Genomic DNA, 24,886 nt, shown 5'->3' on the forward strand with positions numbered 1-24,886 from the left:
ACAATCGCACTTCACAAACTCATGTGGTTACGCGAGTTTCGGTAATGCGAAGGTCGTAGGTTCGACTCCTATTATCGCACCATTTCAAACTCTTCCCAGTTCTACAGAAATCAACTCAAATCACATAGACTGCGATTTATAGCCCGTAACTTATCTCCTGTTATCAACTGGACTCAACCGAAATCAAGTCATAGTGGGGGCACTTTGTGTTCGGTCCAGGCAGATGCCCCAATGAAGCTAAATGCTCGATAGATAGACGCTGCCGCCATCACCAACGATTTAGAGTGTTGGTCATTCAATAAGAAGTTTCCAACAGGATGAATACTTATCTGCTACAGCATTCGGCAAAATAAGCCGTAGCCGAACACAGAAAACATTATTCACTTACAAGCCAAAACTCAGCCTCTTCGAACATCTCCTGAACAGCTTTACTGATCTGCTCCTTCTCATGCTTACTGGCATCAGTATTGATCGCAGGTAACGTCATCATTGGTTTAACGCGAACTTCAGCATCCGGGAAAACGCGGGAAATCCTCTTGCTCAGCTCGTTAAGAATAATGTCTTTTGCTCCCGGCAGACCTTCAAAATTGCGTTTGTCATAGACGAGTTCGACGAACATAACCGTTTCCTTAAGTGTGAAAAATGCCTGTGCTTGATCTGTACTCATAAAAACATTACTGTATACGTATACAGTCAAACAATGAATGGAGGTACAGGTAATGCCTCGTCTGCCAGATATTCACGCCGCGTTCGTCGCGGCAGTGCAGTTGAACCCGAAAGGGTATTGCTGCCTGCACACAGAAGACTTTGTTGGAACCCTGAGAGAAAGGAACTTTTGCGTTTACATGCTGATTCAGAAATATCCTGGCGACAGGATGCGGTAACTGATCGTTACGCTACTGAAAGTGAAACTGAAGAACTAAAGGCATGGAAAAAGTACCGCGTTTTTCTTATGCGTGTTGATTTAGCAGAAGTTCCTAATATTAAATGGCCTGTTGCTCCATTAGACTAAATTATATGTCAACACACTTTTATGGCATGCAAATACAGGGCCTGGCTGATGCCTTTAAATATATCCATGAGTTATTAAGTTATCAAGGTTAAATCTTAATAACACTTAGTAGATATATGGGTGTATAAAAGCTGCATATATTATGCAGCTGTTATGTAATAGATAACTGTCTATTATGATCTCTGTTAATCGCCACACGCGCCGGGTGCGATATATATATATACTCCACTAGGTAATGTAGTGGTGTTTATTTTTTTATATTTTTTTTCAATGTAGCCCATTAGGTCTCCATATGTGTATTTTAGCTTCAGTCTTTCAAGCCCATCTACAGTTGCATCAGGAGAAATTAATATGACCTTAACTTTAGATATTGCCTTGATATGGCGAAGCTGAAATTCTGAAGATCTCTGATATAAATAATACATTTCCCAAAATGGAGCTTTTAGCCCTAGGTATGCGTAAATTCCGGGGAATTGTGGCAAAGCCAAAAATTCATTATCAGTAACTTCGCATTTTTGCGTAATTCTGCGAACCTCGCTGAGGATATTAGCTTGGGAGCTATTTATCAAAAATTTATTATTATCTATCTGATAGCTAACAATGGAGCCAGGAAGCGAAGTTTCTGCTCTTAACATTCTTGTTATTGGTAAGCTAGTAACCCAAGCACTGAGACAAACTATTAATGAAAGAATACAAAAAATGTAAGATGCAATACGGAATCGAGGATGCTTTGAAAACTCGCATATCATTGCCGCTATTGCAATAAAAACAGGCAAAATAGATTGTGCAATGTGTCCAAAATCAGCTCGGTCGAAAGCTTGATGTAAGTAAGGTAATCCCGCTAACGATGCCGCACCTAATAGTAAAACGGTATGGTTTTTTGATCCTCTCTTGAATGCGGTTATGAATAAAATGAATAACCCGATTAAATAAACGAGTGGAGCTAAAATACAAACCAGACCAACGGAAAGATAATTTATTGTATCAAAATTAACCCCGGATGAATAATTCATCCTCCAGAAGAAGGGCATCGGTAATGAAAGTTGCCAGTTAAGGACCGATAACACAGAATCTATAAATTCAACCCTGAATTGTTGGTCGAAGGAGATAAGTGATAATATTGGCAGATAACCGACAATGATTCCAGTAATATAACATAAAGCTAAATTACGTGGATTCTTGAGACTTTTATCTATCCAGAGGTATAAAACTAAGATTAATGCAGAAATAACAAAGAAAACACCATGATTTCTACCGAAAAAAGCAGCTATACCAGTAAGTATACCAAAAAAGAACCATCGTTTAATCGAACTAGGTGAAAGAAGAATAAAATAAATGATTGAAACGAGTATCAGTGACAGAGTTTGCTCATAGACTTTATGTCTTGGATAGCATAATGCAATAGCTATAATGATTGCGAAGGTTAGACGCCATGGGAAAGTAATTTTTGCAACCCCCATAGTGTACCAGGATGTGGCCAAACCAACACCACCAAATGCCGATGCTGCTATCAGTAAACTGTTTAGTCCTGAATTTCCAGTTAGATAAAAGATAAAACTATTCCAAAAATACCGTCCTGGATCATAAGCAAAAAAATCTCTTATGGCTAATTCCCCGACATGTGTTCTTTGAGATGCATACCACAGCAATCCTTCATCTTCAAAACCAAAACCGTATTTTGAAAACAATAAGAAAAGGAGTGAGCAAAGTAATATCGAGCCGGATAATGCCTCTATAATTAGATGGTTTTTCGAAAAGATTTTCATTTTTAAATTACATATAGTGAATGAGATTTCATCGCTGCCATTCCTTTTGAAGGAACCGCAGTAGGATGAATATCCCCAAAATAGGGTGGTAATAAATAGTTATGCTTCAATGGGATATGACCTTCATCAGTAGGCAACATAATCACGGTTTTTCTGCCACACAAAAGACTGTCAGTCCAGCTAAGCGATTGCTTGAAAAGAATGGCATTTCGGCAGAGCACATTGCAGTCAAAACTGCATTGACCAAAGGGTGGTGGTTGGATAATTGTGAGTGCGCTTTACTATGGTCACGTTGTACCAGATTACTCGCCAGGCGAATTGTTGATGCTATCGGGAAAACTGCACCAAAAAAATAAGCCCCATGGTTAACGGTTAAGCCGGACTGACGAACAACGTCTTCCAATTGGGTCAAACGGTAGCGTCGTTTGTGTTCCAAAAATATATCATGACCGCTCCACAAAAATTGGAAGGCAGGGACAGAAATTAAAAAACGTGCTCCACTCGGGACTTTGGCAATATATTCTTTCAACAGGCCAACGTCATCATCAACATGTTCCAGAACATCCATTAGGAGCACTAGATCTGCATCTACTTTATCAATTGATTTTCTGTAATGAATAGGCTTCCCAGCCTCTAATGCATCAGAATCGGCTTTGTAGCTAATATCTACACACCAAACTTCTTTTGCTGCAGTGTCCGATAGCAATTTTTTCGAGAAGAATCCTGAACCAGCTCCAATATCTAAGATAGTTGAAGGGGATGTACCAGAGATCAGGCGAGTCATCGCCTTTGCCTTAGATTTGTAGTACCAATGTTTCCCAATATTGGAACCAAGAATATCAATTTCTTTCAGATCCATATTTTAATCCTTCTTAGAGTAAATTCGTCTGACGAGGTAAATTGGACGTCTCTTCGATTCTATATAGGAGCGTCCAAGGTACTCACCAATAATTCCTATGCCAATTAGCTGTAAACCGCCAAGAAATGTCACTGCAACTGCAACTGAGGCATATCCTGGAACATCTATTCCAGAAATTAGTACCTTTAAAACCAAAAAAATAGCAAAAAGAAAAGATATAAAGGCAAACACTCCTCCCAAGTATGTCCAGATTCGTAAGGGGTCAGTGCTAAAACTGGTTATTCCTTCAAGTGCAAAATTCCATAGTTTCCATCCGTTGAATTTTGTGTTCCCGGCAACGCGTTCAGGTCGCGTATACTCCACTTCAACGGTCTTGAACCCTACCCAGGCAAAAAGTCCCTTCATAAATCGTCGTGACTCTGGAAGCTCTTTCAATGCATCCACAACCAAACGGTCCATCAGCCTGAAATCACCAACATTTTCTGGTATTTTAGTTTCCGAAATTTTGTTATGAATACGATAAAACCAAGATGCAGATTTTTGTTTGGCCCACGTATCAGAGTCGCGATTAATTCGTTTTCCCACTACAACGTCATATCCTTCGCGCCATTTTGCAATCATTTCAAGTATGAGTTCGGGGGGATCTTGTAAATCGACATCAATCGGGACCACAACGTGCCCGGATGCAATGTTCAATCCTGCAGTAAGTGCGGCCTCTTTGCCAAAGTTACGACTTAAGTCAATTATGCTGACTTCTGGATTCTGTTTTTGTAACGCAAGGAGTCGTGAGAGAGTATCATCACTGCTACCATCATTTATAAAAATGATATCGAGTTTAACGTTTGTATGCTTGCTGAAAATCACCTTAACGGTATCGGTGAATATCGAGACTGTTTCTGACTCATTAAAAACAGGAACAACGAGCGACAATTTAATATTGTCAATATTTCGAGTCTCTATAATTTCTTCCAATGAATCAGAATATCGCATCACTTCTTTGTCCCAAACAGTTGGTTATCTTGATACACACATTGTTCAATGTTGAAATCATGGGCCTTATATATTACCCAGCTTTTTGGTACAAATCTACCGAAGAAGGGGCTAAACAAAGATTGAAACAGCAGATAATGAGACTGCGAGTAGAGACTGCGCGCGTACCACTTTAAGTACGAGATTGAACTGAGTGAAGCCACAGAAGAAGAACTGGTGCTTCTGATGAAATTGATACTCTACAGTGTGCGACTGAACCTGTTTGATATCACTGTCTGAACTAGACTGCCGCCATTACTCGCTTCGCAACATCAAAGTTGCAGACTTGCCATATGGGGGCGGGGCTGAACCTGATCGGAAAACGTTAGCCATGGCGAAGGCAAAGAAGCTAAAAATTGGTTATCAAAACTCAAAAATGATTACGATAAATCAGGTAGTTAGAAAGGTGGCAAAAAGTGGCGGAGAATTGTGATTTTAATGTGTTTTTCTTTATAAATCATAAGTTAACTTTTTACTCAATGAAATACTGCTGCGTCATATGGAATGGTTCGAAGCGGCCGACCTGATCGTGAAAGGTATGGAAGGCGCAATCAACGCGAAAACCGTAACTTATGACTTCGAACGTCTGATGGAAGGCGCTAAGCTGCTGAAATGTTCAGAGTTTGGTGACGCGATTATCGCGAACATGTAACCCAGACTCTGGGTTAAACAAGAACGGGAGCCGATGGGTTCCCGTTTTTATTGTTAAATAACGACGCCAGCCAGCCTTATTTATCTTCTGGATAAGAGCAAGTTTTCATATTTGTTTGTTATTTTTTGGTTCGCTTCAATAGAAACTTCACATATAATAACCCCCTTTTTTATTGGTAGAATATATTCAGGGTGTGAATTTTTATGTCTGCTTCAGTTAACCATGAAGTGATGCCCAAAAAACGGTTTGAGTTTCTTGATGGTATTAGAGGATGGGCTGCACTGATAGTTGTTTTTGGTCACACGATGGTTGGTGTTATTGCTTTAGACGCTCCCGATTTTGTGCATCAAATTTATCTTTAATTTATTACTCACGCATATCTGTCTGTGATGATTTTCTTCGTATTATCTGGGTACGTTCTCTCTATAAGTCAAATTTTAACAACTAAGCGAAACTTAGCAATAACAACAGTAGCCAGATATTTTCGGTTGTTAATCCCGGTCTTTGTTGTAACAGTTATTGCCTACTTATTTCTCAAAATGGGTTTTTTTTACAATGTCGAATCGTCAACTACTGAGGAGGCAAAGTCGTGGTTAGGTCGTTTTTATACCTTTAGTCCAGATATTATCGATGCTCTAAGATTTGCGTTTTTTGATACATTTTTTAATTATGATGGGCAACATACGTATAATTCGTCTTTATGGACAATGCCAGTGGAGATGATGGGCTCCATTCTCATTTATTCGTACATTGCTATATTTAGGGTGATGGATAAAATATACTGGCTAGTCGCTGCTGTATTGGTTGTTTATTTTTATAACGTTTCGCCATACATGTTTTGTTTTATGGCAGGATATATGTTAGCAGAGCTAAAAATACGGCAAAGAAATTTCACCAACGATATCACACAAGTATTGCTTGTTTTACTTTTTATCGGTGTTATTTTTTATGATACGTTTAATCGTCCAGCGACGGATCAAGGCAATTGCCTGGAAGCCGTAATCCTTATCTTTTGTATCTCATATTCTCAACCATTGATGCATTTCTTTTCAAACTCTTTCTCTAAATATCTTGGGAGAATTTCGTTCTCATTATATCTCATTCAGATAGTCGTTATTTGCTCATGGTCCTCATATCTTCGTATTCACTTACCTGCGTATGGTTTTGGGATTTATGTTGATGCAACTATTAACCTGATATCAACAATCGCAATATGTATTGGTTTTGCACATTTATTGACTCCTGTTGATATTGCTGCGGTGAAATACTCTAAAATTATCGCCAGGAAAATTTTGTACATTAAAACTGGGGAAACAAAACCCGTGGAGATAGGTTAATAGGGGCAGGCGGGAGTCAATAGATTCCCGTTGATTCCTTTTTATCTCTGGAGAGGTGATAAGATGTTGTTCAGTTCGTTTTTGCTCAGTGATTTAGAAAAATACCATCCCTGGATAAGAGAGTGAGGGTATCGGGATGCAATAAAATCATATTGAATATGATCTTCGACTCCTTCGAAAACAAGTGTTTTATTAAGTTTCATCAATGCATCGCAGAAAATAATGAAAATATCTTGTTTATAATTTTCGCTAATACCATCAACAAGTGATTTGTCGATTTTTATTTCATCATACTCAAGTTTTGCCAGTCTGGATATATTAGAGTTTTGCACACCAAAATCATCGATAGATATTTTAACGCCAATTGATTTTAGCTCTTTACAAAACTCTTCGAGAATACCTTCACTGGCGACAGCTTTTTCAGAAAGCTCGATTTTTATCAATGACAACGGTATGTTGTTAAGTAAACACTCGCGATGTAACACTTTACTGAATGTTTTATCTTCAATTTCGGTTCTGCCGACATTCAATGAGATAAGTAGTTGATGTTCCGTAATAAGACTTGATATTTCAGAAAATGCTTTTCGCATTATATGTGTATAGTACTCGTCATAAAGTCCCAACTTTTCAATTAGAGGTATGAAAAATTCTGGTGATATATGCATATGGTTCGTATCACGCCATCTGGACAGAACCTCAACACCAATTATTTTTTGATCATAGGTTCGAATGATTGGCTGGTAGTTGACCTCAAAAGCATTAGCTTTCACTGCTTTGACGAGTGTCCTTTCAAGAGAGAAACGATCTTCATACAGTCTGATAGTGAAAAGTAACAGTGAGAACCAGATAAAATAAAGCACAGCCCCAAGAAGTATAAATACCACAACTGATAGCGAAGCCAGTCCTGCATCATTATGTTTGACGGTAACGCATAAATCCCAGGTTGAACTGCATTTTGTTATGGTCAATGTAAATAACTTTGAGGATAACCAACTTCGATTTTCTGATGATGGAGATGCGGTAAAAAAAGTCCTGCGGAAATCTTTTGTTGTCGAATTTAATGAATAGCTTGCAGTTACCGGAATAAATTTATCATAAGCATATCTGGACGTAAAAATGATAATGTTATTATAAATAGCAGCATTGCCTGTGAAAAAATTTTTTTGCGAAAATTGAACCAGAGTAAAGCCATTTGGGGTCCGATGTAACTCATTGGGAAGTAATATAGGGGTTGTCAGTTTTCCCCAGAATGCCGTGCAGAGTATTTTACCTTTTTGTACAAAGCCAATATCACTGAAGTACAGACTGTCGAGTTTTACTTTTCGGTAATTATCGATGCTTTCTTTGTCACATCCCTGAGAGGTCATACTTTTAAGTGTACTGGCGACACTTAATGATAAATTTTCAGAATACTGCAACAACGTATTGGCGATCTCACGCTGTTTGCTTTTTTGCTGTTGTACAATTGCTGAATTAACCGCACAGAAAGACAGGATAACCAGGATGGTTGAAATGATAGACACAACAATGATCTTTTTCATTTTTATTGCCCTGTCTACTTGTTATCTTAAATAGCCCAGATTTTAACACAAACAAGAGAAGCCTCAAGCCTACCAATAACAGGATGTATCTGTACTTTGCTCATCAATTTTGACTCAGGACTTCGTTTCATTGACTGTTTTAGGGCGTGGATAACATAATAAGTGAGAATACTTCTTGTTGGTGATGTTTTCTGTGCCTTCTGAGTAATCGATTTGGCAACTCTGACGTTAAGGAAAACGATGAAATTTTATGCGATGGCTCTCCTCTTTTTATCCTCAACTTCTGCTTTGGCAACTTACCAGGCTCGTGAATACAATACGTGGTACGCAAAGGATGCTGTCTTGTCTGTTATGACGCAGACATCTGAGGGATTGCCCGTAATGGTGAGCTTCTCTCATCCGGGACAGAATTCTGCTAATCTCGTCATTTCACAGGCAACAGATGGCGAGTGTGCCGATGGCATTCAGACTCTTAATGTGAATGGTGCGATTGTTCCGGCGGCTTATACTTGCATCGATCTGTCCGGAAAAAGAATTGAACATTTTACTGTTGTCGATGCAGATCATGTGAATGACATGTTTGCCCACTTGAGATCAGACTTCACACTTCTGCTACAGGGAAACATCAAAGTCTGGGCGGCAAATGTGAAAAAACCGCGATATGGCATTGCGCCAAAATTTTGAAATGCCTTGCGTCACTTGGCTTTGCGTCGGCTCACTCGGGGTAGAGCCAGTGAAAAAGTCAGGCGCGGTAGCCAGGCCTTCAACTTAAATCTCAGCTATGCTCTACTCATCGCCATAAGCGGCGCTGAGTCAGTCTCTGTCTCTCATTCAACCTGACAAAACGGCTTGTTTTTTCTGTATAAAGGAAAAAATTGTGCGCAACGTTTTTATCCCCTTGCTCAGTGCTTTGTTTCTGTTTATGGCCGGGTCGCTGATCATAAACTGGCAACTTTGGCATATGGCGACGATGAGCACCGCCGAGGCCGCCAGGATCAGCACGCATAAAATAGACACTATTCTTAATGAGGCTCTGAGCGCAACAAATACTGCGCAGCGAGTTGCCGAGCAAGGATGCACGGACCGAGGACAACTAGACTTAGGGACCGAAGCGGCACTTAAACCGCATTTGCGCGCAATTATGATAGAGCAGAAGGGGAGAATTATCTGCACCTCACTTCCCGGAAATGGTGTATTAATTATTCATCCTGAAACTCTGCCCAACCTAAAATTAATGTTGCTTCCTGGTAGGCGGTTATTAAATGATGTTCCTGTTCTTATTTTTCAGACCCCCATCGCTAATGGACGCATTATGATCAGCATCAGTGATGCGCATTTGCGAGATGTGATGGCTGGTGTATCAGAAGGGCTGAATTTGTCATTACAGGTAGGGGATCATAGTCTGAAACGTACAGGGGATGTCAGTATTGTGGCGTCATCGCATGAAGTTCCTGTCATGGTGTCCTCGACAATGTTCCCCTTCAGCATAACCTGGCAGCCTCTACCATTTTTTAACTCAACGCGGTTAGTGCAACAGGGTTGGAGCCTCCTGTTATTGATTTTCTTTCTGTCCGTTGTCATGGGAATTTTGTTGCGTCGGTATATGGGTAAAAGCACTACATTTGAAGATGATCTCCGTAAAGCCATCACCAAAGGAGAAATTACTCCGTATTACCAGCCAGTGGTAAACGGCGAAACCGGTGGGCTTTATGGTGTAGAGGTACTTGCAAGATGGAAGCACCCGAAATCAGGATTCATCCCGCCAGATGTATTTATTCCGATAGCTGAACGTAGTGGATTGATTATTCCTCTTACGAAAAATCTTATGGCGAAGGTCGTTAGTCAACTTAAACCTCTCTCACCTAAGCTACCTGATGGTTTTCATATTGGGATCAATGTGAGTGCCAGTCATATTAATTCGTCCTCCTTTATTGGGGACTGCCACGCGTTTGGTCAGGGATTCAAGGGAAAAAAAGTAAAACTGGTCCTGGAAATCACGGAAAGGGAGCCTTTGCTTGACAATCCTCACTTGATTGAGAATTTAAACACGCTGCATGATGCCGGATTTGTTATTGCATTAGATGACTTTGGCACAGGTTATTCAGGTCTCTCCTGCCTTAATAATCTTGCAATTGACTACATCAAAATTGACAAGAGTTTTGTGAACAGAGTAACAGAGCAGAAAGATTCAACGATGCTTCTGGACTGTGTTATTGAGTTAGCGAAAAAACTATCATTAAGTATCGTGGCTGAAGGGGTCGAAACAAAGGAGCAACTAGACTATCTTAATCGCAATGAAATTACTTTGTTGCAAGGGTATTATTTCGGTAAACCGGTCTCATACATTGAGCTTATTAAGCTATTACTTTCCAAACCCAGGGAGAAGATCAAACTCTACGAAAATGAGAAGATGTGAGCTGGTGTTATCACTGAAAATGTATCCTTTATTGTAGCGATAATATGGAGTTTTCATCGATACATGGGCCTTATCTTTACCATATAATGGGTATCACGACTCCACACATCCGGTTTGCAATGCGGTTGCGAAACTTTCGACGCCTAAGCACAATTTGTTTTTCTCTCCTCTTGACCTTTGCTACAGTAACGAGACGTGCCAGCAAGGGAGTTTTAAGGTGCGATAAGGTGGGTAAGATAGTGCATGTGAAGAGTGTTTTTTACACAACAACCATTACTGTTATCATCGTCTCATTTGTTATTTCGCTGTCGCTTGCTTTTCAAATCACTACATCCAGGCAGCAGTCAATTCATCAAATTAACACGAGTGTCGCCAACCTCAGTCATACGCTAGATGTTTATACTGAGGGGATCATGCGTCAGAGCGAAATGCTTATAACCACGATCTCTGATATGACTGAAATTTATGGCATGATCCCACAACAGGCCGCCAATATTCAGCGGATGATGAAAAATCAGGACGACCTTCTTTCTCAAATTAATAATGTGATCATTTACGATAGCAGAGGAGATGTGGTCACGGCATTGCATGAGGATTTTTCAGGGCGACGAAACAGTGCAGACAGGGCATTTTTCATCTATCACCGGGAACACAGCGGGAAGCGTGTTTTTATCGGACAACCGGTGATCAGCAGGACTAATGGTAAATGGGTTATCACTATCAGTAGACGACTCGAAACCCATACTGGTGATTTCAACGGTGTCGCCGTCGTCACCCTGGGCATTGAAAACTTTCTGGCGCTGTATGGACAGATTGATATTGGCCATTCGGGCGTTATTGGGTTAACCACGGAGTCAGGGGTGCTATTGATAAGATATCCCTTCAAGAATAACTATATTGGTGCGATCGTTTCCGACTCTCCGCTTTTCAGAAAATACCTAAAGGTCCAGAATTCAGGTATTGCCAGGTCAATATCGCGGTTTGACAACATTGAGCGAATATACGCGTTTGAGAAGAATAAGCGTTACGGTTTAGTCACTACGGTCGCCGTTAGTACTGATGAGGCAATGTATTCATGGCGAAAACAGGCTATTCAGTTAGCTGTACTGATATTCATCTTTACTGTGGTCCTCATTGTAGCTTCCTATTTCCTGTATTCAGATTTATCAAAAAAGCACAAAATGAACAAAGAACTTGCTGCCGCTAAAAATGTGTTAAAGCAAGCAAATGAAGAGCTTAAGGTTATTGCCTCAGAAGATGCTCTGACGGGTCTTAATAACAGACGTATTTTTGATGAAAAATTACTCTCTGAAATTGCACGTTGTGCACAGCAAGATTCCCTGATTTCAGTCCTGATTGTGGACGTCGATTATTTCAAAAAATTCAATGACAACTATGGTCACCCGGCGGGGGATCGCTGCCTGGCGCAGCTCGGTGAAATCCTTAAAAAGAGTGTAAGGGGTGACGATCAGATTGTCGCGAGGTATGGCGGCGAAGAATTTACCCTGATCTTACCCCATATGGGCAACGCGGAGGCGATCAGTCTAGGGGCGTCTATAATCCGGGAGGTCAATGCAGAAAATATTGAGCACGGGTTTAGTCCATTTGGTCGTGTCACGGTGAGTGTGGGAATTTCAACGGCGCGTGCTGTCACGCTTGCCGGTAAAGAACAAAGTATCGTCATGTCTGCCGACAATGCGCTGTATCAGGCGAAACGCTCAGGACGAAATCAGTATGCCTTTGTGGCTGGGTAGCTGTGGGCAGGAAAGCCCCTTAAAGAGAAGGGCGCGCAAAAAAAAGCCCACTCGAAAGTGGGCAAGAAATACTGGAAGCAATGTGAGCAATGTCGTACTAAATACCTGAGCGTTTAACTCAACTATTCAGTGTTGAGAACAATAATCTTTCTCAACAAAAGATGCAACCCCGCATTTCATGTGGAAAGCCATTTTTTTCAGCCAGAAACTGCGTCAGGTCATTTTGTGATGTATATCACAAATCATCTTTTGCTCATCTTGTGCTATCCTTTCCTGTGTTGTTGATTTAATGACAAAAACCATACAGAGAGGAAAGCTATGGGAATCATATCCTGGATTATCTTTGGGTTAATAGCGGGTATTCTGGCTAAGTGGATCATGCCGGGCAAGGATGGTGGCGGATTCTTCGTGACCGTCATTCTGGGGATTGTCGGTGCGGTCGTTGGCGGCTGGATCAGCACCTTCTTCGGTTTTGGCAAGGTCGATGGTTTCAATATCGGCAGCTTTGCTGTTGCGGTGATTGGCGCGCTGGTACTTCTGTTTATTTACAGAAAGATCAAAAGCTAAATCTGATATGCGTTGAAAAAGGCTGCCTGATGGCGGCCTTTTTACCTTCAGGCACTACCACCAGCCTAATTGCGCTCCCGCAACGGCCACGATCGCAATGATCAACATAATGATGGTTGTTTTTCTCATTTATGCCCCCGGAGCGGCGTATCCGCCGACGAAAAACCACGTTAAAAAAACCACTGCCGTTATGAAAATAACGACCGGGAAGAGTATTCCAATTCTCATGCCATCACCTGTGTCGGTTTACGTAACATTGCAGAGTGTACGGGCTTAATCCATTGTGAGAAAGCGCGTTTTATTTTTTCCTTTTTTATCCTGATACATCGCCACATCCGCAGCGCGTAATGCGCTGTCTGCATCCGTCTGGGTAGGATCGACTTCAATGACGCCGAGGCTTGCTCCGGGATAAAAAATATGGACGTTTCCCAGCCAGTATTCGCCTGCGATACGGGCGCTGATACGCGTTTTGAGCAGGCTGATCTGGCTCTTTTCTCCATCATTCTCGTTGTGGCTCAGACACGCGACCAGAAACTCATCGCCCCCCAGACGGCCGATAATATCGTCCTCAGTCTGTTCCTGAGTGAGTCGCTTCCCCACCTCAATCAAAAACTGGTCGCCGGCTTCGTGCCCGTGGAGATCGTTAATCAGTTTAAAATCATCAAGGTCGATAAATGCGATGATGGCATTTCGTTTCAAATGCTTCGCGAGGGAGAACAAGGTTGCGAGATGTTCAAATATCGCCCGGCGATTCGGTAATCCGGTAAGCGCATCGGTATAGGAGTGCGCGACGAGTGCGGCATTGGCTTCACGAAGCTGGGCCACCAAAGACTCTTTTTGAATGTACTGCGCAATTAATCCGGCGAAAAGCCTCAGAACCTGTTCACCGCGTTCGCTAAGCTCTTGCTTCTGCGTACTGGTTGCACAAAGTGTGCCGTAGAGTGAGCCATCAGCAAGGTGAATGGGAATGCTCATATAAGTCGTGATTCCCAGTGCTTTGGCTGCGTCGCAGTCCGCCCAGCGTTCAGCCACCTCGTTACTGAAAAAACTGCTGCTATCAATTGCGCGTTTGCACAGTGTGTCGCCCCAGGGAACGCTGAGTCCCTCCGGGATCTGCATTTGCTTGCTGTTGCGGGCATACAAAATATGCTGCAATCGCGCATTGATATCGACTTTCGTCAGGTAGGTTGACTCCATATCGGTCACAATCTCCAGCATTTCCAGTAACTGACGTACCAGGCTTTCGAGGGATTGTTCAGTGGCGAGAGTTTCTGAAACACGGGCAAGAATAATATCCGACATGACGTAGGTGGACTCCCATGCAGAAGACGTCTGTATCTGCATGTTATGCTGAAATTTTCGACTCTTGCCATAGTAAAACATGAATATTAAAAATTTTATATATCTTAAATAGGGGTGGGCTGCAGGAGAGAGAGGGGAGAAAAAGGCCCCGTTGTTGAGACCGGGGCAAAGACATCTTGATTACGGAATGATGTTCTCAGGTCATTGCGAGAACCAGCTCACTATAGAGTTGAAAAGTGCAGGTTTAATGGAGAAATCATGGAGAAAGCCGTGACGACTCGTTACTCTTACGTTTTCAGTTTGTTTAAAAAGGTCAAAGAGATGAGATCCCTGTTGCTGATGCTGGCATTTCCGCTAGCGGCGTGTACGACAACAACGCCACCCGATGCGCCGAAACCTCCACAAATCGGGATGGCCAATCCTGCCTCAGTTTACTGCTTGCAGAAGGGCGGAGAGCAGATCCCGGTGCAAAGTCCGCAGGGGGTTCGTACCGAGTGCAAATTGCCTGGTGGTGAGGTTATTGAGGAATGGGATCTCTATCGTCGGGATCATCCAACACCGGCCAGGTGACAGAGGTATGTTGACTGCGATACACTTCTCTTTAGGATTATTCTTAGCCCCTGCGGCTGCATTCAGTGCGAGAGAAGTATGTTTCAGCTAAAACCGGGTAGCCTGGCAATGGTTATTGGCGCCCGTACGGCAGCAGGCCGTCGTAATATCGGTAAATCTGTAGAGCTGTTTGCGCTTTGCCAGCCGGGTGTACAATTTGTAAACCCGGTCAATGGGATCATGGCGCAATTACCCGCCACCGCGGATCGCGCGCTTTGGCTTGTGACGGGAGATGTTTACGCGTTTGATAACCAACTGGGTTTTGCCTTTGTGCGACCAGAACATCTGATGCCACTTTCTCCGGATAGTGCGCCGCACATGCTGGATGAACTGATGCTCAACTGAGCTCGAGGTGGCGCAGCCAGTCGGCTAATACCAGCGCATGGTTCTGTTTGGTATTTTTCGCGCCATAGAGCAGCGTCAGGGGCTGTTTTTTGCTGAGTTCGACAAGACGCAGGCCTTCATCCTTATGTTGTGCCAGCTCTTCGCGATATTGCTTGCTGAAAGCAGCAAAATCAATTACCTCACCGTGGAAGGCTTTGCGTAACGCATCTGACGGCGTTAGCGTTTTACACCACTCATCACTGTTGAGATCGGTTTTTTTCATTCCTCGTGGCCAAAGTCTGTCCACCAGCACCCGGTAGCCATCCTCTTTACTTGCCTGCTCGTAAACACGTTTACACTGAATCATTGTCCCTCTCCTCAACCCAGGCGATAAGTTCTGCCAATTGGTTATCTGAAAATACCTGAATTCCATTTTTTTGCAGTAGTGCTGCGGCAACCCCCATTCCGGCCTGACGCTGACCGCTAAACGTGCCACTGTAAATCTCCTGGCTTCCGCAGGTTGGACTTCCGTCTGTCAGTATTGCCGCACAACATCCTGCCTCTTGCGCCGCACGTAATGCCAGCCAGGCGGCAAGCTGATAGTGTGCTGTGACATCATGACCGTCACTTTCCAGTATACGGGCGCGACCCTGCATCACGTCATACCCTGTGCCATCCACGATCTCGGCGGGCAAACGAGGAATGGAAAGCCCTGCCGCCAGTTCCGGGCAGTGTGTGACCAGGCGATGCTCATTTTGCCAACGTCTGAGCGTCTCCTCAAGGTGCGCTTTCTCGCTGCCGTTATAACGAACTTTGTGGCCCATCAGGCAGGCACTGACCAGAATTTTCGATTTCATGACGTCATTATCGGTTCGTAGTAAAGGAAGATACGCTATCACACTATAGCCCTCGGTATTTTTCCACCCAATTTAAGGTATTGTGATAATTGCAAAAGATCGGTAGTCTGAGGTTCCTTATGTTATCTGATAATACTCTGGCATAAGGACCCTTTCATGGAACTCTCCCCGGTTAAAAATACACTGCGCATTGCGTTGGTCGGCGATTACAATCCTGCTGTGATTGCGCATCAGGCTATTCCCCTGGCTATCGATGATGCCGCTGCGGTACTGGAACTCACGGCCGATTATGACTGGCTTGCCACTCCGGATTTGACCAGTCCTGAAGATTTAGTGGGGTACGATGCCATCTGGCTGGTTCCCGCAAGCCCGTATAAAAATGCAGACGCGGCGTTCATTGCTGCTCGTTATGCCCGTGAAAACAGCATTCCTTTTCTTGGAACATGCGGAGGGTTCCAGCATGCGTTAATTGAATACGCACGTAATGTACTGGGCTGGAGTGATGCCGCTCATGCTGAGACGGACACTGAAGGCACGATGGTGATTGCGCCATTAGCCTGCTCGCTGGTGGAAAAAAAGGATGCAATTGAACTGCGGGACAACACGCTGATTGCCAAAGCGTATGGCAAATCAGAGATTGAAGAGGGGTATCACTGCAATTATGGCGTTTCACCTGAATTTGCTCAGGCGCTGGAAAGTGGTGATATGCGCGTGACCGGATGGGATGACCAGGGCGACATTCGGGCTGTCGAGTTGGTTACGCACCCGTTCTTTGTTATTACGCTGTTCCAGCATGAACGTGCCGCGTTGGATGGGCGTCCGGTTGTGCTGGCGCAGGCAATGCTACGCGCCGCTCGCGGATAAAAAAAGGCAGGCCAAATGGTCTGCCTTTTTGCTTAGCGGGGGGTGATCTCCCGGTCACGCCCGGCAAGTACCCCGCAGACCGCCATCACCACAGAGGCGAGTGCACACGCCAGCAACGGAATGCGCCAGTCGCCAGTGGTATCGTGAATTTTCCCCATCAGAGGCGGTCCACAAGCAGCCAGAAGATAGCCGATGGATTGCGCCATGCCGGAGAGGGCTGCGGCCTGGTGTGCTGAGCTGGCACGGAGTCCGATAAACGTCAGACCCAGGATCATGGTTGCGCCAGAGCCGAAACCAAACAGCAGCGTCCACAGCACTGCCTGGGAAGGAATAAACCAGAAACCCGCAGCGCTTACCGCACACATCATCGCAACCAACCCGGCGATACCGCGCTGATCTTTCAAACGATGGAGGATCAATGGAACAGCAAGACCTGGCGCGGCAGTGGCGAGTTGCAATAAGCCATGCATGGAACCCGCCTGCGTTTCGCTATAACCGTGGCTGAGCAATATGGCCGGAAGCCAGCCGATAATCACATAGTAAATCAGCGAGTTAATACCCAAAAACAACGTCACCTGCCAGGCAAGGGCAGAGCGCCAGATGGCGTGATTGTGCAGAGTACCGGCTCCGGTCACGGATGCGACTGGCGTCTGACGCCACTGCGGAAGCCAAAGCAGCAAAGCCAACAACGGGAATACCATCAGCATTAACAGTGCGCCATGCCAGCCTCCATTTCCCTGTGCCAGCGGAACAATCAGTGCCGAACCCAGCGCCGCAGAGGCCCCCATTGTCAGGGAGTACGCGCCCGTGAGTTTTGCCACCTGGCCTGGGAAGTCTCGTTTGATAAGCCCTGGCAGCAGCACGTTTCCGAGAGCAATACCGCAACCGATGACTGCCGTACCGCCAAACAGTAGCGCGGGCGAGGGCATCGAACGAATACCAATACCGATGCAAATCAGTAGCAAAGCGATAAAGAGACTGCGTTCCATGCCAATCTTGCGCGCGAGCCCGGCGGCGAGCGGCGAAACTAACGCAAAGGCCAGGAGGGGAAGGGTGGTGAGCAGGCCGGTTTGTGCTGTGGTGAGCCCATAATCAAGGCGGATCATATCGAGCAACGGCGCTGCACCCGTGAAGGTGACGCGCAACGTTGTGGCAATCAGCAGGATGCCTGTAATCAGCAGCATCCCGTGTTTCCCTAAAGTACGAATGGCAGTAGTCATTTTTTTCTCTTACGTCGAAGCAAGCGCACACAATACCGATTTTCACGACTGTTGAAATCAAGCTAAAATGACAGTTTATCGCTAATATCGGACAACTTAATGATTGGTCTGGGACTTGACGGCTATGATCCTGATAGCCAGCACGATGCTGCCGTGGCGTTTCGCATTCGTGTTGTCGAAGACGAACAACGCATCCCTCTGCACCAGCATCGAAAAGGGCAATTAATCCTGGCTCTTCGGGGCGCTATCACTTGTGAAGTTGAAAATGCAATGTGGATGGTTCCACCGCAGTATGCGGTGTGGATCCCAGGCCAGGTTGCACACAGTAATAAAGCCACACCAAGTGCCCAGCTCTGCTTTCTCTTTATTGAACCCAACACGGTTGCGTTGCCCGATCGCTGTTGTACCTTAAAAATCTCCCCGCTGGTTCGGGAACTGATTTTGTCTCTGGCAACGAAAACGCGTGAGCAACTGCTGTTACCTGCCACATCACGTCTGGTTGAAGTTCTTTTTGACGAATTACCGCAGCAGCCTCAGGAACAGTTGCAGTTGCCAGTATCTGCTCATCCTAAAATTCGTCTGATGAGCGAAACCATGGCCCAAGAGCCTGCGGCATGGCAGACGTTAACTCAGTGGGCGCACCATTTTGCGATGAGTGAACGCAACCTGGCGAGGCTGGTCGTGAAAGAGACCGGGCTGAGCTTTCGCCGCTGGCGGCATCAGTTACAGTTAATTCTGGCGCTGCAATTATTGATCAGTGGCAAATCTGTGCAGCAAACGGCGCAATCACTGGGCTACGACTCAACCACGGCGTTTATCACGATGTTCAGAAAAGGGCTGGGACAGACGCCCGCTCGTTACATCACAAGCCTTTCTACGACTTCCCAATAAACAGAGACACCAGCCCGGCCGCAATTAACGGACCAACCGGAACACCACGGAACAAGGCTACACCGAGTACGGTCCCTACCAGTAATCCCGCCACTAATGATGGCTGTGAACTCATCAATGTGACACCCCGCCCGCCAAGCCAGGAGACAAAAATACCGACGGCGATGGCAACCAGCGATTTCCAGTTAACAAAGGAGTGGAGTAGCGTTGACGCTGGTAATGTGCCGCTGGCAATCGGCGCCATTACACCAATCGTCAAAATGATGATCCCGACGGTCAGACCCTGTTTTTCGATCCAGGGGAAAAAAGTATTGAGCGGTGTGACGCGCACAATAATCAGCACCAGTATGGATACGGCGACGGTCGTGTTATGGCTGATAAAGCCCAGTGCGGCCAGCCCCATTAGAACCAGCAGGGTAGGGTCAAACATGATTCATCCTTGCCAAAAAAAAGTAAGCCTGCTTACTGTACGCGTAAAAACTTTTGTAAGCAGGCTTTTATAAAAATATCTTTTGGCTGTCATTTAGCTGTCATGCCTGGGGGATAAAAAGGGCTAAATAAGGCAGAAGGAGATACATCATGAACGATCAAATGTTTCTTGAAACGCTGGTTATCTCGTCATCTTTCTTTACGATCGCAATCATTCTGGTGGCATCGGTCATTTTTCTGGAGAAACATGGCTGACCGCGCCACATATTATGAGCTTCAGGCTTTTCTGAAGGTGACCAGCTCAGGCCGGGCAATACGCAGGTAGTCCTGGGTGTCCATAATGACGGACTTTTCCAGCAAACCGGCGTTAAACGCGATCTCGTCAAAACGCTCGAACAGCAGTGGGTCGGCAACCAGCGTGAGATCAGGGTGAAAGCTAAAAGGCGGAATCGCGCCAAATACACAGGCAGTCAGGTTATCGACTTCTACCGGGCTCGCAAGTGAGGCTTTGAGACCACCAAAATGGCTGGCAAGTTGCGCCAGATCAGCGTGTTGATCGGCTGCAAGGATTGCCAGAATGTGTTTTTTAACGCCGTTTCCCTTTACTTTGCACACCAGCGCTTTTGCCCCTTGTCCCAGGTCAGTTCCTCGAATTTCACTCACTGCTTCACATTTACCGACAGGCTCATGCTCCACAACACGGTATTTTGCCCGTTGAGCAGTTAACAGTGAAATTAATTGCTGGTGGGTTGCTGTCCCTCTTATTTCTTCAGACATGACGTTCATTACCTGTGGGAGATTAAGTCAGCCTTCTACAGTACCACATATTATTTCTCCGATGTGCTGTTACAGCATCAAGGTTATATACGCCCTGCTGACAAATATAGAGATACCGTTTGTTATTATTCTGAACAGTTATTAACTCATTAGCAGGAGCGCTTATGAACAGAAAGTTCAGGGAAATTGACGCAACCCTTCGGGGATTGAATTATTCCACAGATGCCCATTTTAAATGGTTAGTGACCATACTGCGGTTTGTTGCTAACCGGGATGTTGAGCTACCAGAGATCACCCATGATGATGCTCATCATCGCTGTGAGTTTGGGCTGTGGCTAAATAATCAATTACAGGATGAGCAAAACGACAGTCATTATCTGCTCGATATTTCAGCAAAGCACCATCAGGTGCATCAGACGTGTCGACAAATCATGGCGTCTATTGAGCGACAAGAGGAGTGTCCGGCCTCGTACGATGCGTTTGAAGTTGCGCTGCTGGCATTCACTGAATCGCTTTCTCATTATAAGGCACATTTACTCCAGCTCCGCACGAGCTACGATGCGTTGACGGGGCTTCCCTTGCGCCGGATTCTGGACGAATCGTTTGATCGACTTAATGCCGGGGCAGAAGAGAGAGGACTGTATCTGCTGTTGCTCGATATCGATCATTTCAAAAAGGTGAATGACAATTACGGTCATCTGACCGGTGATGCCGTGTTGCGTTCTTTGGCGCTGCATCTTGAGGATAATGTTCGTCGCTCTGAGTCGGCGTACCGTTACGGAGGTGAAGAATTTATCATTCTTCTTCGGGCGAATAACGACCGTGAAGCCGCCGCTGCTGCAGAACGTCTGCGGCACATTATTGCTGACGCTGAAACCATCTTTGGCGGGCATACTATCCGCATCACCTTTACCTCTGGATTGACGCGGGTCCATCGCGGTGAGCCATTACGCGAAGTGTTGGAAAGAGCAGATATGGCGCTATACAGAGGTAAACATGGAGGGCGAAATTGCACCATGCTTATTAACCGGAATCTGGATTGTATTAATGTCAGCACGTAAATAAATGGCCAGCGGGTTATCCGCTGGCCATTGAGTCAGGCGTTACTGGTGGTTGATTGCTTGTGAAACAGCTCTCGGAATACCGGATAAATATCATCCTGATCGCGGATGTGCTGCATCGCAAAGTTATCGAACATGGACTGCAGATGCTCATATTCACGCCAAAGCGTCTGATGTGCCCGACGGGTTATTTCGATATAGCTGTAATAACGCACCACGGGCAAAATTTTCTTCGCCAGAATTTCATGACACAACGGTGAGTCATCAGCCCAGTTATCACCATCCGAGGCTTGCGCTGCATAGATGTTCCACTGCGCGGGATCGTAGCGTTCTTTCACCACATCATCCATCAGCTTCAGCGCGCTCGATACAATCGTTCCTCCGGTCTCTTGCGAGTAGAAGAACTCGTGCTCATCCACCTCTTTCGCCTGCGTGTGATGGCGAATATAGACAACTTCTACGTTCTTATAGGTTCTGCTTAAAAACAGATAAAGCAGGATATAAAAACGCTTGGCCATGTCTTTGGTGGCCTGGTCCATGGAGCCCGACACATCCATCAGACAGAACATGACCGCCTGGCTTGAAGGTTCAGGGCGTTTTTCGTAGTTTTTATAGCGCAGGTCGAACGTGTCGATAAACGGGACTCGCTCGATTTTTGCGCGCAGTTCGGCAATCTCTTTACGCAGGCGCTCCTCTTCCAGTAACTGCGCAGGTTCCGTGTTTTCAACCGTTTTGAGACTGGTTTCCAGTTCACGTAACTCACGGCGTTTACCGGCCGTCATCGCTGTGCGTCGTGCCAGTGAATTTTGTAATGAACGCACGACACTAATATTTGCAGGTACGCCATTGGCGGTATAACCCGCACGGTGGGTTTTATACTCGTTCAACTGGCGATGTTGATTCTTTTTGAGATTGGGTAAGGCCAGGTCTTCAAAGAGCAGATCGAGATATTCGTCTTTTGAAATCTGAAAGACGAACTCATCCTGACCTTCACCGTCCTGGCCTGCCTGCCCTTGACCACTTCCCGAACCGCCTCCGCCCCCTTGTGGACGCTCGATTCTGTCGTTCTGAACGAAGTGATCATTACCGGGATGGACACGATGGCGAAGCCCGCCACGCCCCTGATGGAACATCGGTTCGCTGATATCATCCGTCGGGATAGAGACGGATTCACCGCTATCGACGTCAGTCACCGAACGCTTGTTGATGGCTTCGGAGATCGACTGTTTAATTTGCGCTTTATAACGTCGCAAGAAGCGCTGGCGGTTCACCGTGCTCTTGTTTTTGCCGTTAAGACGCCGGTCAATAAACCAGGTCATATGCCCCCCGTACTGCCAACTATTTGCAGATGTTGTCAGCCCGGCGAGTATCGCGTCGCCGGGCATATGTTTTACGACGATTTACGGACACGCAGATACCATTCGCAGAGCAGGCGAACCTGTTTGCGGGTGTATCCTTTCTCCATCATCCGGTCGACAAAATCGTCATGTTTTTTCTGCTCATCGGTTGAGGTCTTGGCATTAAACGAAATGACCGGCAACAACTCTTCGGTGTTAGAGAACATTTTCTTCTCAATGACCGTGCGCAGTTTTTCGTAGCTGGTCCAGTTCGGATTCCGCCCGCTGTTGTGCGCTCTGGCACGCAGCACGAAGTTCACAATCTCATTACGGAAATCTTTCGGGTTACTGATCCCGGCGGGTTTCTCAATTTTTTCCAGCTCGGCGTTCAGTGATTCCCGGTCAAACAACTGACCCGTATCTGGGTCGCGATACTCTTGATCCTGGATCCAGAAATCTGCATAGGTGACGTAACGGTCAAAAATGTTCTGCCCGTATTCAGAATAGGACTCCAGATATGCTGTCTGGATCTCTTTGCCGATGAACTCAGCATATTTCGGGATCAGATAGCCTTTGAGGAATTCAAGATAACGCTCTGCTTGCTCTTGCGGGAATTGTTCGCGCTCAATTTGCTGTTCCAGGACGTAGAACAGATGAACGGGGTTTGCGGCCACTTCAGCATGGTCGAAGTTAAATACGCGGGAGAGAATTTTAAAGGCAAAACGGGTGGAGAGACCATTCATCCCTTCATCAACCCCAGCGTAATCCCGATACTCCTGATAGGACTTCGCTTTCGGATCGGTATCTTTCAGGCTTTCACCATCATAGACACGCATTTTAGAGTAGATGCTGGAGTTTTCCGGTTCTTTCAGGCGCGACAGAATGGAGAATCGCGACAAAGTTTCCAGCGTGCCTGGGGCACACGGCGCATGTACCAGTTCACTATGATTAAGCAGTTTCTCGTAAATTTTGATCTCTTCGGAGATCCGCAGGCAATAAGGCACTTTGACGATATACACGCGGTCAAGGAACGCCTCATTGTTTTTGTTATTACGGAACGTGACCCACTCTGATTCGTTTGAGTGCGCCAGAATAATACCGTTAAACGGCAGGGCTGAAATACCTTCGGTCCCGTTGTAGTTCCCTTCCTGGGTCGCTGTCAGCAGGGGATGCAGCACTTTAATCGGTGCTTTAAACATCTCGACAAATTCCATTACACCCTGGTTCGCGCGGCAGAGAGCACCGGAATAGCCATAGGCATCCGGGTCGTTTTGTGCGTGGTGTTCAAGTTTACGGATATCAACTTTACCCACCAACGCTGAGATATCCTGGTTGTTCTCGTCGCCAGGTTCTGTTTTGGCGATAGCAATCTGTTCCAGAATGGACGGCCATACTTTGACAACGCGGAATTTGGTGATATCTCCGCCGAACTCATGCAGACGTTTTGCTGCCCATGGCGACATAATTGTGCCGAGGTAGCGATGCGGAATGCCAAATTCTTTGTCCAGAATCTGCGCATCTTCCTGCGGATTAAATAGGCACAGTGGATGATCGTTCACTGGACTGCGTTCACCATTCGCGCTCAGCACATAGATAGGTACGCGTTGCATCAGCGCCTTAAGCCGTTCTGCCAGTGAGGATTTACCGCCACCTACCGGACCGAGTAAATACAGGATCTGTTTCTTCTCTTCCAGCCCCTGTGCGGCATGTTTCAGGTAGGAGACAATCTGTTCTATGGCATCTTCCATGCCATAGAACTCTTCAAACGCGGGATATCGGGCGACGACCCGATTCGAAAAAAGACGGGAGAGCCGTGGCTCCAGGGCAGTATCAACCATGTTTGGCTCACCAATAGCCATCAATAGCCGTTCTGCCGCATTGGCATAGGCACTGCGATCTTGCCGACAAATGGTAAGAAACTCCTGCAGTGTGAACTCTTCGTCCTTGGCAGCTTCATAGCGCTGGCGATAGTGATCGAATATATTCATGGCATGCCGTCCTTTCGTTTTTTAGCACAGGATAAGAGCCGTTCGTATAAGTAATGGAGGCTCCCGGAAGAAAGTTTCTCGCCTCTCACTCTCCAGTGCAGCAACCTGTGTGCCAGGTCAGACGCTGGAAACCGCTGGGCGTTCAGGAAAATTTCTTCTTACGTTAAAGCGTAGATGGCATTTGCAAAACTTGCATGCCAGGAAAATCTAATTTCAATGACATATCAATAACTCATCAAAAAATTTCCACCTTTGTTATAAGGCAAAAGTGTCGCTTTCATTTCGTCGTCACAT

General features: G+C 45.5%; 27 protein-coding genes and 1 pseudogene. 14 read left to right on the plus strand and 14 right to left on the minus strand.

Going from position 1 to position 24,886, the window contains the following annotated elements:
* Positions 1-376: 376 nt before the first annotated feature.
* A complete protein-coding gene (locus tag GF617_RS05820) occupies positions 377-619 on the minus strand; it encodes a DinI-like family protein (RefSeq protein WP_203451281.1) in 243 nt (80 codons plus the stop codon).
* 216 nt (positions 620-835) lie between these two features.
* Here GF617_RS05820 and GF617_RS27060 point away from each other — a divergent pair, with 216 nt between their 5' ends.
* Entirely contained in the window at positions 836-1,012 is a 177-nt protein-coding gene (locus GF617_RS27060; protein ID WP_239006349.1) for a tail fiber assembly protein, read from the plus strand.
* A gap of 185 nt (positions 1,013-1,197) precedes the next feature.
* Here the strand turns inward: GF617_RS27060 and GF617_RS05830 are convergent, their stop codons facing one another.
* The 3 genes from GF617_RS05830 to GF617_RS05840 form a co-directional block, all read right to left on the minus strand.
* Positions 1,198-2,778, minus strand: coding sequence for a hypothetical protein (locus GF617_RS05830; protein ID WP_203451283.1), 1,581 nt, complete (start codon positions 2,776-2,778; stop codon positions 1,198-1,200).
* A gap of 142 nt (positions 2,779-2,920) precedes the next feature.
* Complete coding sequence (locus GF617_RS05835; protein WP_203451284.1) at positions 2,921-3,637, minus strand: bifunctional 2-polyprenyl-6-hydroxyphenol methylase/3-demethylubiquinol 3-O-methyltransferase UbiG; 717 nt, start codon at positions 3,635-3,637, stop codon at positions 2,921-2,923.
* Positions 3,638-3,640: 3 nt separating this feature from the next.
* Complete coding sequence (locus tag GF617_RS05840) at positions 3,641-4,573, minus strand: glycosyltransferase family 2 protein (protein WP_203451376.1); 933 nt, start codon at positions 4,571-4,573, stop codon at positions 3,641-3,643.
* A gap of 574 nt (positions 4,574-5,147) precedes the next feature.
* Between GF617_RS05840 and GF617_RS05845 the strand changes: the two are divergent.
* The 3 genes and pseudogenes from GF617_RS05845 to GF617_RS05855 form a co-directional block, all read left to right on the plus strand.
* Positions 5,148-5,318, plus strand: a pseudogene (locus GF617_RS05845) (NADP-dependent isocitrate dehydrogenase); the annotation flags it as partial.
* Positions 5,319-5,521: 203 nt separating this feature from the next.
* Entirely contained in the window at positions 5,522-5,680 is a 159-nt protein-coding gene (locus GF617_RS05850; protein WP_203451285.1) for a hypothetical protein, read from the plus strand.
* 27 nt (positions 5,681-5,707) lie between these two features.
* On the plus strand, positions 5,708-6,655 hold the full coding sequence (locus GF617_RS05855) for an acyltransferase (RefSeq protein WP_239006357.1): 948 nt from the start codon (positions 5,708-5,710) through the stop codon (positions 6,653-6,655).
* 41 nt (positions 6,656-6,696) lie between these two features.
* On the opposite strand, the gene GF617_RS05860 is transcribed toward GF617_RS05855, so the two are convergent.
* Positions 6,697-8,196 carry a cyclic diguanylate phosphodiesterase gene (locus GF617_RS05860; protein ID WP_203451287.1) on the minus strand — a complete coding sequence of 500 codons (1,500 nt, stop codon included), beginning with the start codon at positions 8,194-8,196 and terminating at the stop codon, positions 6,697-6,699.
* A 240-nt stretch (positions 8,197-8,436) separates the two neighbouring features.
* Between GF617_RS05860 and GF617_RS05865 the strand changes: the two genes are divergently transcribed.
* From GF617_RS05865 to GF617_RS05880, 4 genes are all read left to right on the plus strand, one after another.
* Positions 8,437-8,880 carry a hypothetical protein gene (locus GF617_RS05865; protein WP_181623162.1) on the plus strand — a complete coding sequence of 148 codons (444 nt, stop codon included), beginning with the start codon at positions 8,437-8,439 and terminating at the stop codon, positions 8,878-8,880.
* Between the two features lie 193 nt (positions 8,881-9,073).
* Positions 9,074-10,612: an EAL domain-containing protein gene (locus GF617_RS05870; RefSeq protein WP_203451288.1), complete on the plus strand. Its 1,539-nt coding sequence runs from the start codon at positions 9,074-9,076 to the stop codon at positions 10,610-10,612.
* Positions 10,613-10,851: 239 nt separating this feature from the next.
* Positions 10,852-12,366 (plus strand): sensor domain-containing diguanylate cyclase, encoded by a 1,515-nt coding sequence (locus GF617_RS05875; RefSeq protein WP_203451377.1) that lies wholly within the window; start codon positions 10,852-10,854, stop codon positions 12,364-12,366.
* A gap of 318 nt (positions 12,367-12,684) precedes the next feature.
* The gene (locus GF617_RS05880; RefSeq protein ID WP_181623164.1) at positions 12,685-12,933 is read left to right on the plus strand and encodes a GlsB/YeaQ/YmgE family stress response membrane protein; all 249 of its coding nucleotides are present in this window, start codon (positions 12,685-12,687) and stop codon (positions 12,931-12,933) included.
* 129 nt (positions 12,934-13,062) lie between these two features.
* On the opposite strand, the gene GF617_RS05885 is transcribed toward GF617_RS05880, so the two are convergent.
* Positions 13,063-13,161, minus strand: a complete 99-nt coding sequence (locus tag GF617_RS05885) for a YoaK family small membrane protein (RefSeq protein WP_049003319.1) — start codon at positions 13,159-13,161, stop codon at positions 13,063-13,065.
* A gap of 45 nt (positions 13,162-13,206) precedes the next feature.
* A complete protein-coding gene (locus GF617_RS05890) occupies positions 13,207-14,235 on the minus strand; it encodes a sensor domain-containing diguanylate cyclase (RefSeq protein WP_203451378.1) in 1,029 nt (342 codons plus the stop codon).
* A 321-nt stretch (positions 14,236-14,556) separates the two neighbouring features.
* On the opposite strand from GF617_RS05890, the gene GF617_RS05895 reads away from it, so the two are divergent.
* Positions 14,557-14,805, plus strand: coding sequence for a DUF333 domain-containing protein (locus GF617_RS05895; protein ID WP_181623734.1), 249 nt, complete (start codon positions 14,557-14,559; stop codon positions 14,803-14,805).
* Between the two features lie 78 nt (positions 14,806-14,883).
* Positions 14,884-15,189: a hypothetical protein gene (locus GF617_RS05900; protein ID WP_203451289.1), complete on the plus strand. Its 306-nt coding sequence runs from the start codon at positions 14,884-14,886 to the stop codon at positions 15,187-15,189.
* Here the strand turns inward: GF617_RS05900 and GF617_RS05905 are convergent.
* Both GF617_RS05905 and GF617_RS05910 read right to left on the minus strand, forming a co-directional pair.
* On the minus strand, positions 15,182-15,535 hold the full coding sequence (locus tag GF617_RS05905) for a DUF488 domain-containing protein (protein WP_181623166.1): 354 nt from the start codon (positions 15,533-15,535) through the stop codon (positions 15,182-15,184). The genes GF617_RS05900 and GF617_RS05905 overlap by 8 nt on opposite strands.
* The gene (locus GF617_RS05910) at positions 15,522-16,025 is read right to left on the minus strand and encodes a DUF523 domain-containing protein (RefSeq protein ID WP_181623167.1); all 504 of its coding nucleotides are present in this window, start codon (positions 16,023-16,025) and stop codon (positions 15,522-15,524) included. The genes GF617_RS05905 and GF617_RS05910 overlap by 14 nt, the downstream gene beginning before the upstream one ends.
* Positions 16,026-16,181: 156 nt before the next feature.
* Between GF617_RS05910 and GF617_RS05915 the strand changes: the two genes are divergently transcribed.
* A complete protein-coding gene (locus tag GF617_RS05915; RefSeq protein ID WP_203451290.1) occupies positions 16,182-16,889 on the plus strand; it encodes a CTP synthase in 708 nt (235 codons plus the stop codon).
* Positions 16,890-16,921: 32 nt separating this feature from the next.
* On the opposite strand, the gene GF617_RS05920 is transcribed toward GF617_RS05915, so the two are convergent.
* Positions 16,922-18,109, minus strand: coding sequence for a CynX/NimT family MFS transporter (locus GF617_RS05920; protein ID WP_181623169.1), 1,188 nt, complete (start codon positions 18,107-18,109; stop codon positions 16,922-16,924).
* A 99-nt stretch (positions 18,110-18,208) separates the two neighbouring features.
* Between GF617_RS05920 and GF617_RS05925 the strand changes: the two genes are divergently transcribed.
* Positions 18,209-19,000 carry a helix-turn-helix transcriptional regulator gene (locus GF617_RS05925; RefSeq protein WP_203451291.1) on the plus strand — a complete coding sequence of 264 codons (792 nt, stop codon included), beginning with the start codon at positions 18,209-18,211 and terminating at the stop codon, positions 18,998-19,000.
* Here the strand turns inward: GF617_RS05925 and GF617_RS05930 are convergent.
* On the minus strand, positions 18,984-19,430 hold the full coding sequence (locus GF617_RS05930; protein ID WP_203451292.1) for a DUF441 domain-containing protein: 447 nt from the start codon (positions 19,428-19,430) through the stop codon (positions 18,984-18,986). The two genes, GF617_RS05925 and GF617_RS05930, sit on opposite strands and share 17 nt — an antisense overlap.
* Before the next feature lie 149 nt (positions 19,431-19,579).
* On the opposite strand from GF617_RS05930, the gene yoaI reads away from it, so the two are divergent.
* On the plus strand, positions 19,580-19,684 hold the full coding sequence (gene yoaI, locus GF617_RS27065; protein ID WP_239006351.1) for a small membrane protein YoaI: 105 nt from the start codon (positions 19,580-19,582) through the stop codon (positions 19,682-19,684).
* A 21-nt stretch (positions 19,685-19,705) separates the two neighbouring features.
* Here yoaI and GF617_RS05935 read toward each other — a convergent pair whose 3' ends face one another.
* Complete coding sequence (locus GF617_RS05935) at positions 19,706-20,206, minus strand: YbaK/prolyl-tRNA synthetase associated domain-containing protein (RefSeq protein ID WP_203451293.1); 501 nt, start codon at positions 20,204-20,206, stop codon at positions 19,706-19,708.
* A 164-nt stretch (positions 20,207-20,370) separates the two neighbouring features.
* On the opposite strand from GF617_RS05935, the gene GF617_RS05940 reads away from it, so the two are divergent.
* Positions 20,371-21,267 carry a diguanylate cyclase gene (locus GF617_RS05940; RefSeq protein WP_203451294.1) on the plus strand — a complete coding sequence of 299 codons (897 nt, stop codon included), beginning with the start codon at positions 20,371-20,373 and terminating at the stop codon, positions 21,265-21,267.
* Between the two features lie 35 nt (positions 21,268-21,302).
* On the opposite strand, the gene GF617_RS05945 is transcribed toward GF617_RS05940, so the two are convergent.
* Positions 21,303-22,586 (minus strand): YeaH/YhbH family protein, encoded by a 1,284-nt coding sequence (locus tag GF617_RS05945; protein ID WP_181623174.1) that lies wholly within the window; start codon positions 22,584-22,586, stop codon positions 21,303-21,305.
* Positions 22,587-22,657: 71 nt separating this feature from the next.
* A complete protein-coding gene (gene yeaG / locus GF617_RS05950) occupies positions 22,658-24,592 on the minus strand; it encodes a protein kinase YeaG (protein ID WP_154125124.1) in 1,935 nt (644 codons plus the stop codon).
* Positions 24,593-24,886: the final 294 nt, after the last annotated feature.

Origin of the sequence: Lelliottia sp. RWM.1, assembly GCF_016859735.1 — a bacterium.
Classification (GTDB): domain Bacteria; phylum Pseudomonadota; class Gammaproteobacteria; order Enterobacterales; family Enterobacteriaceae; genus Enterobacter.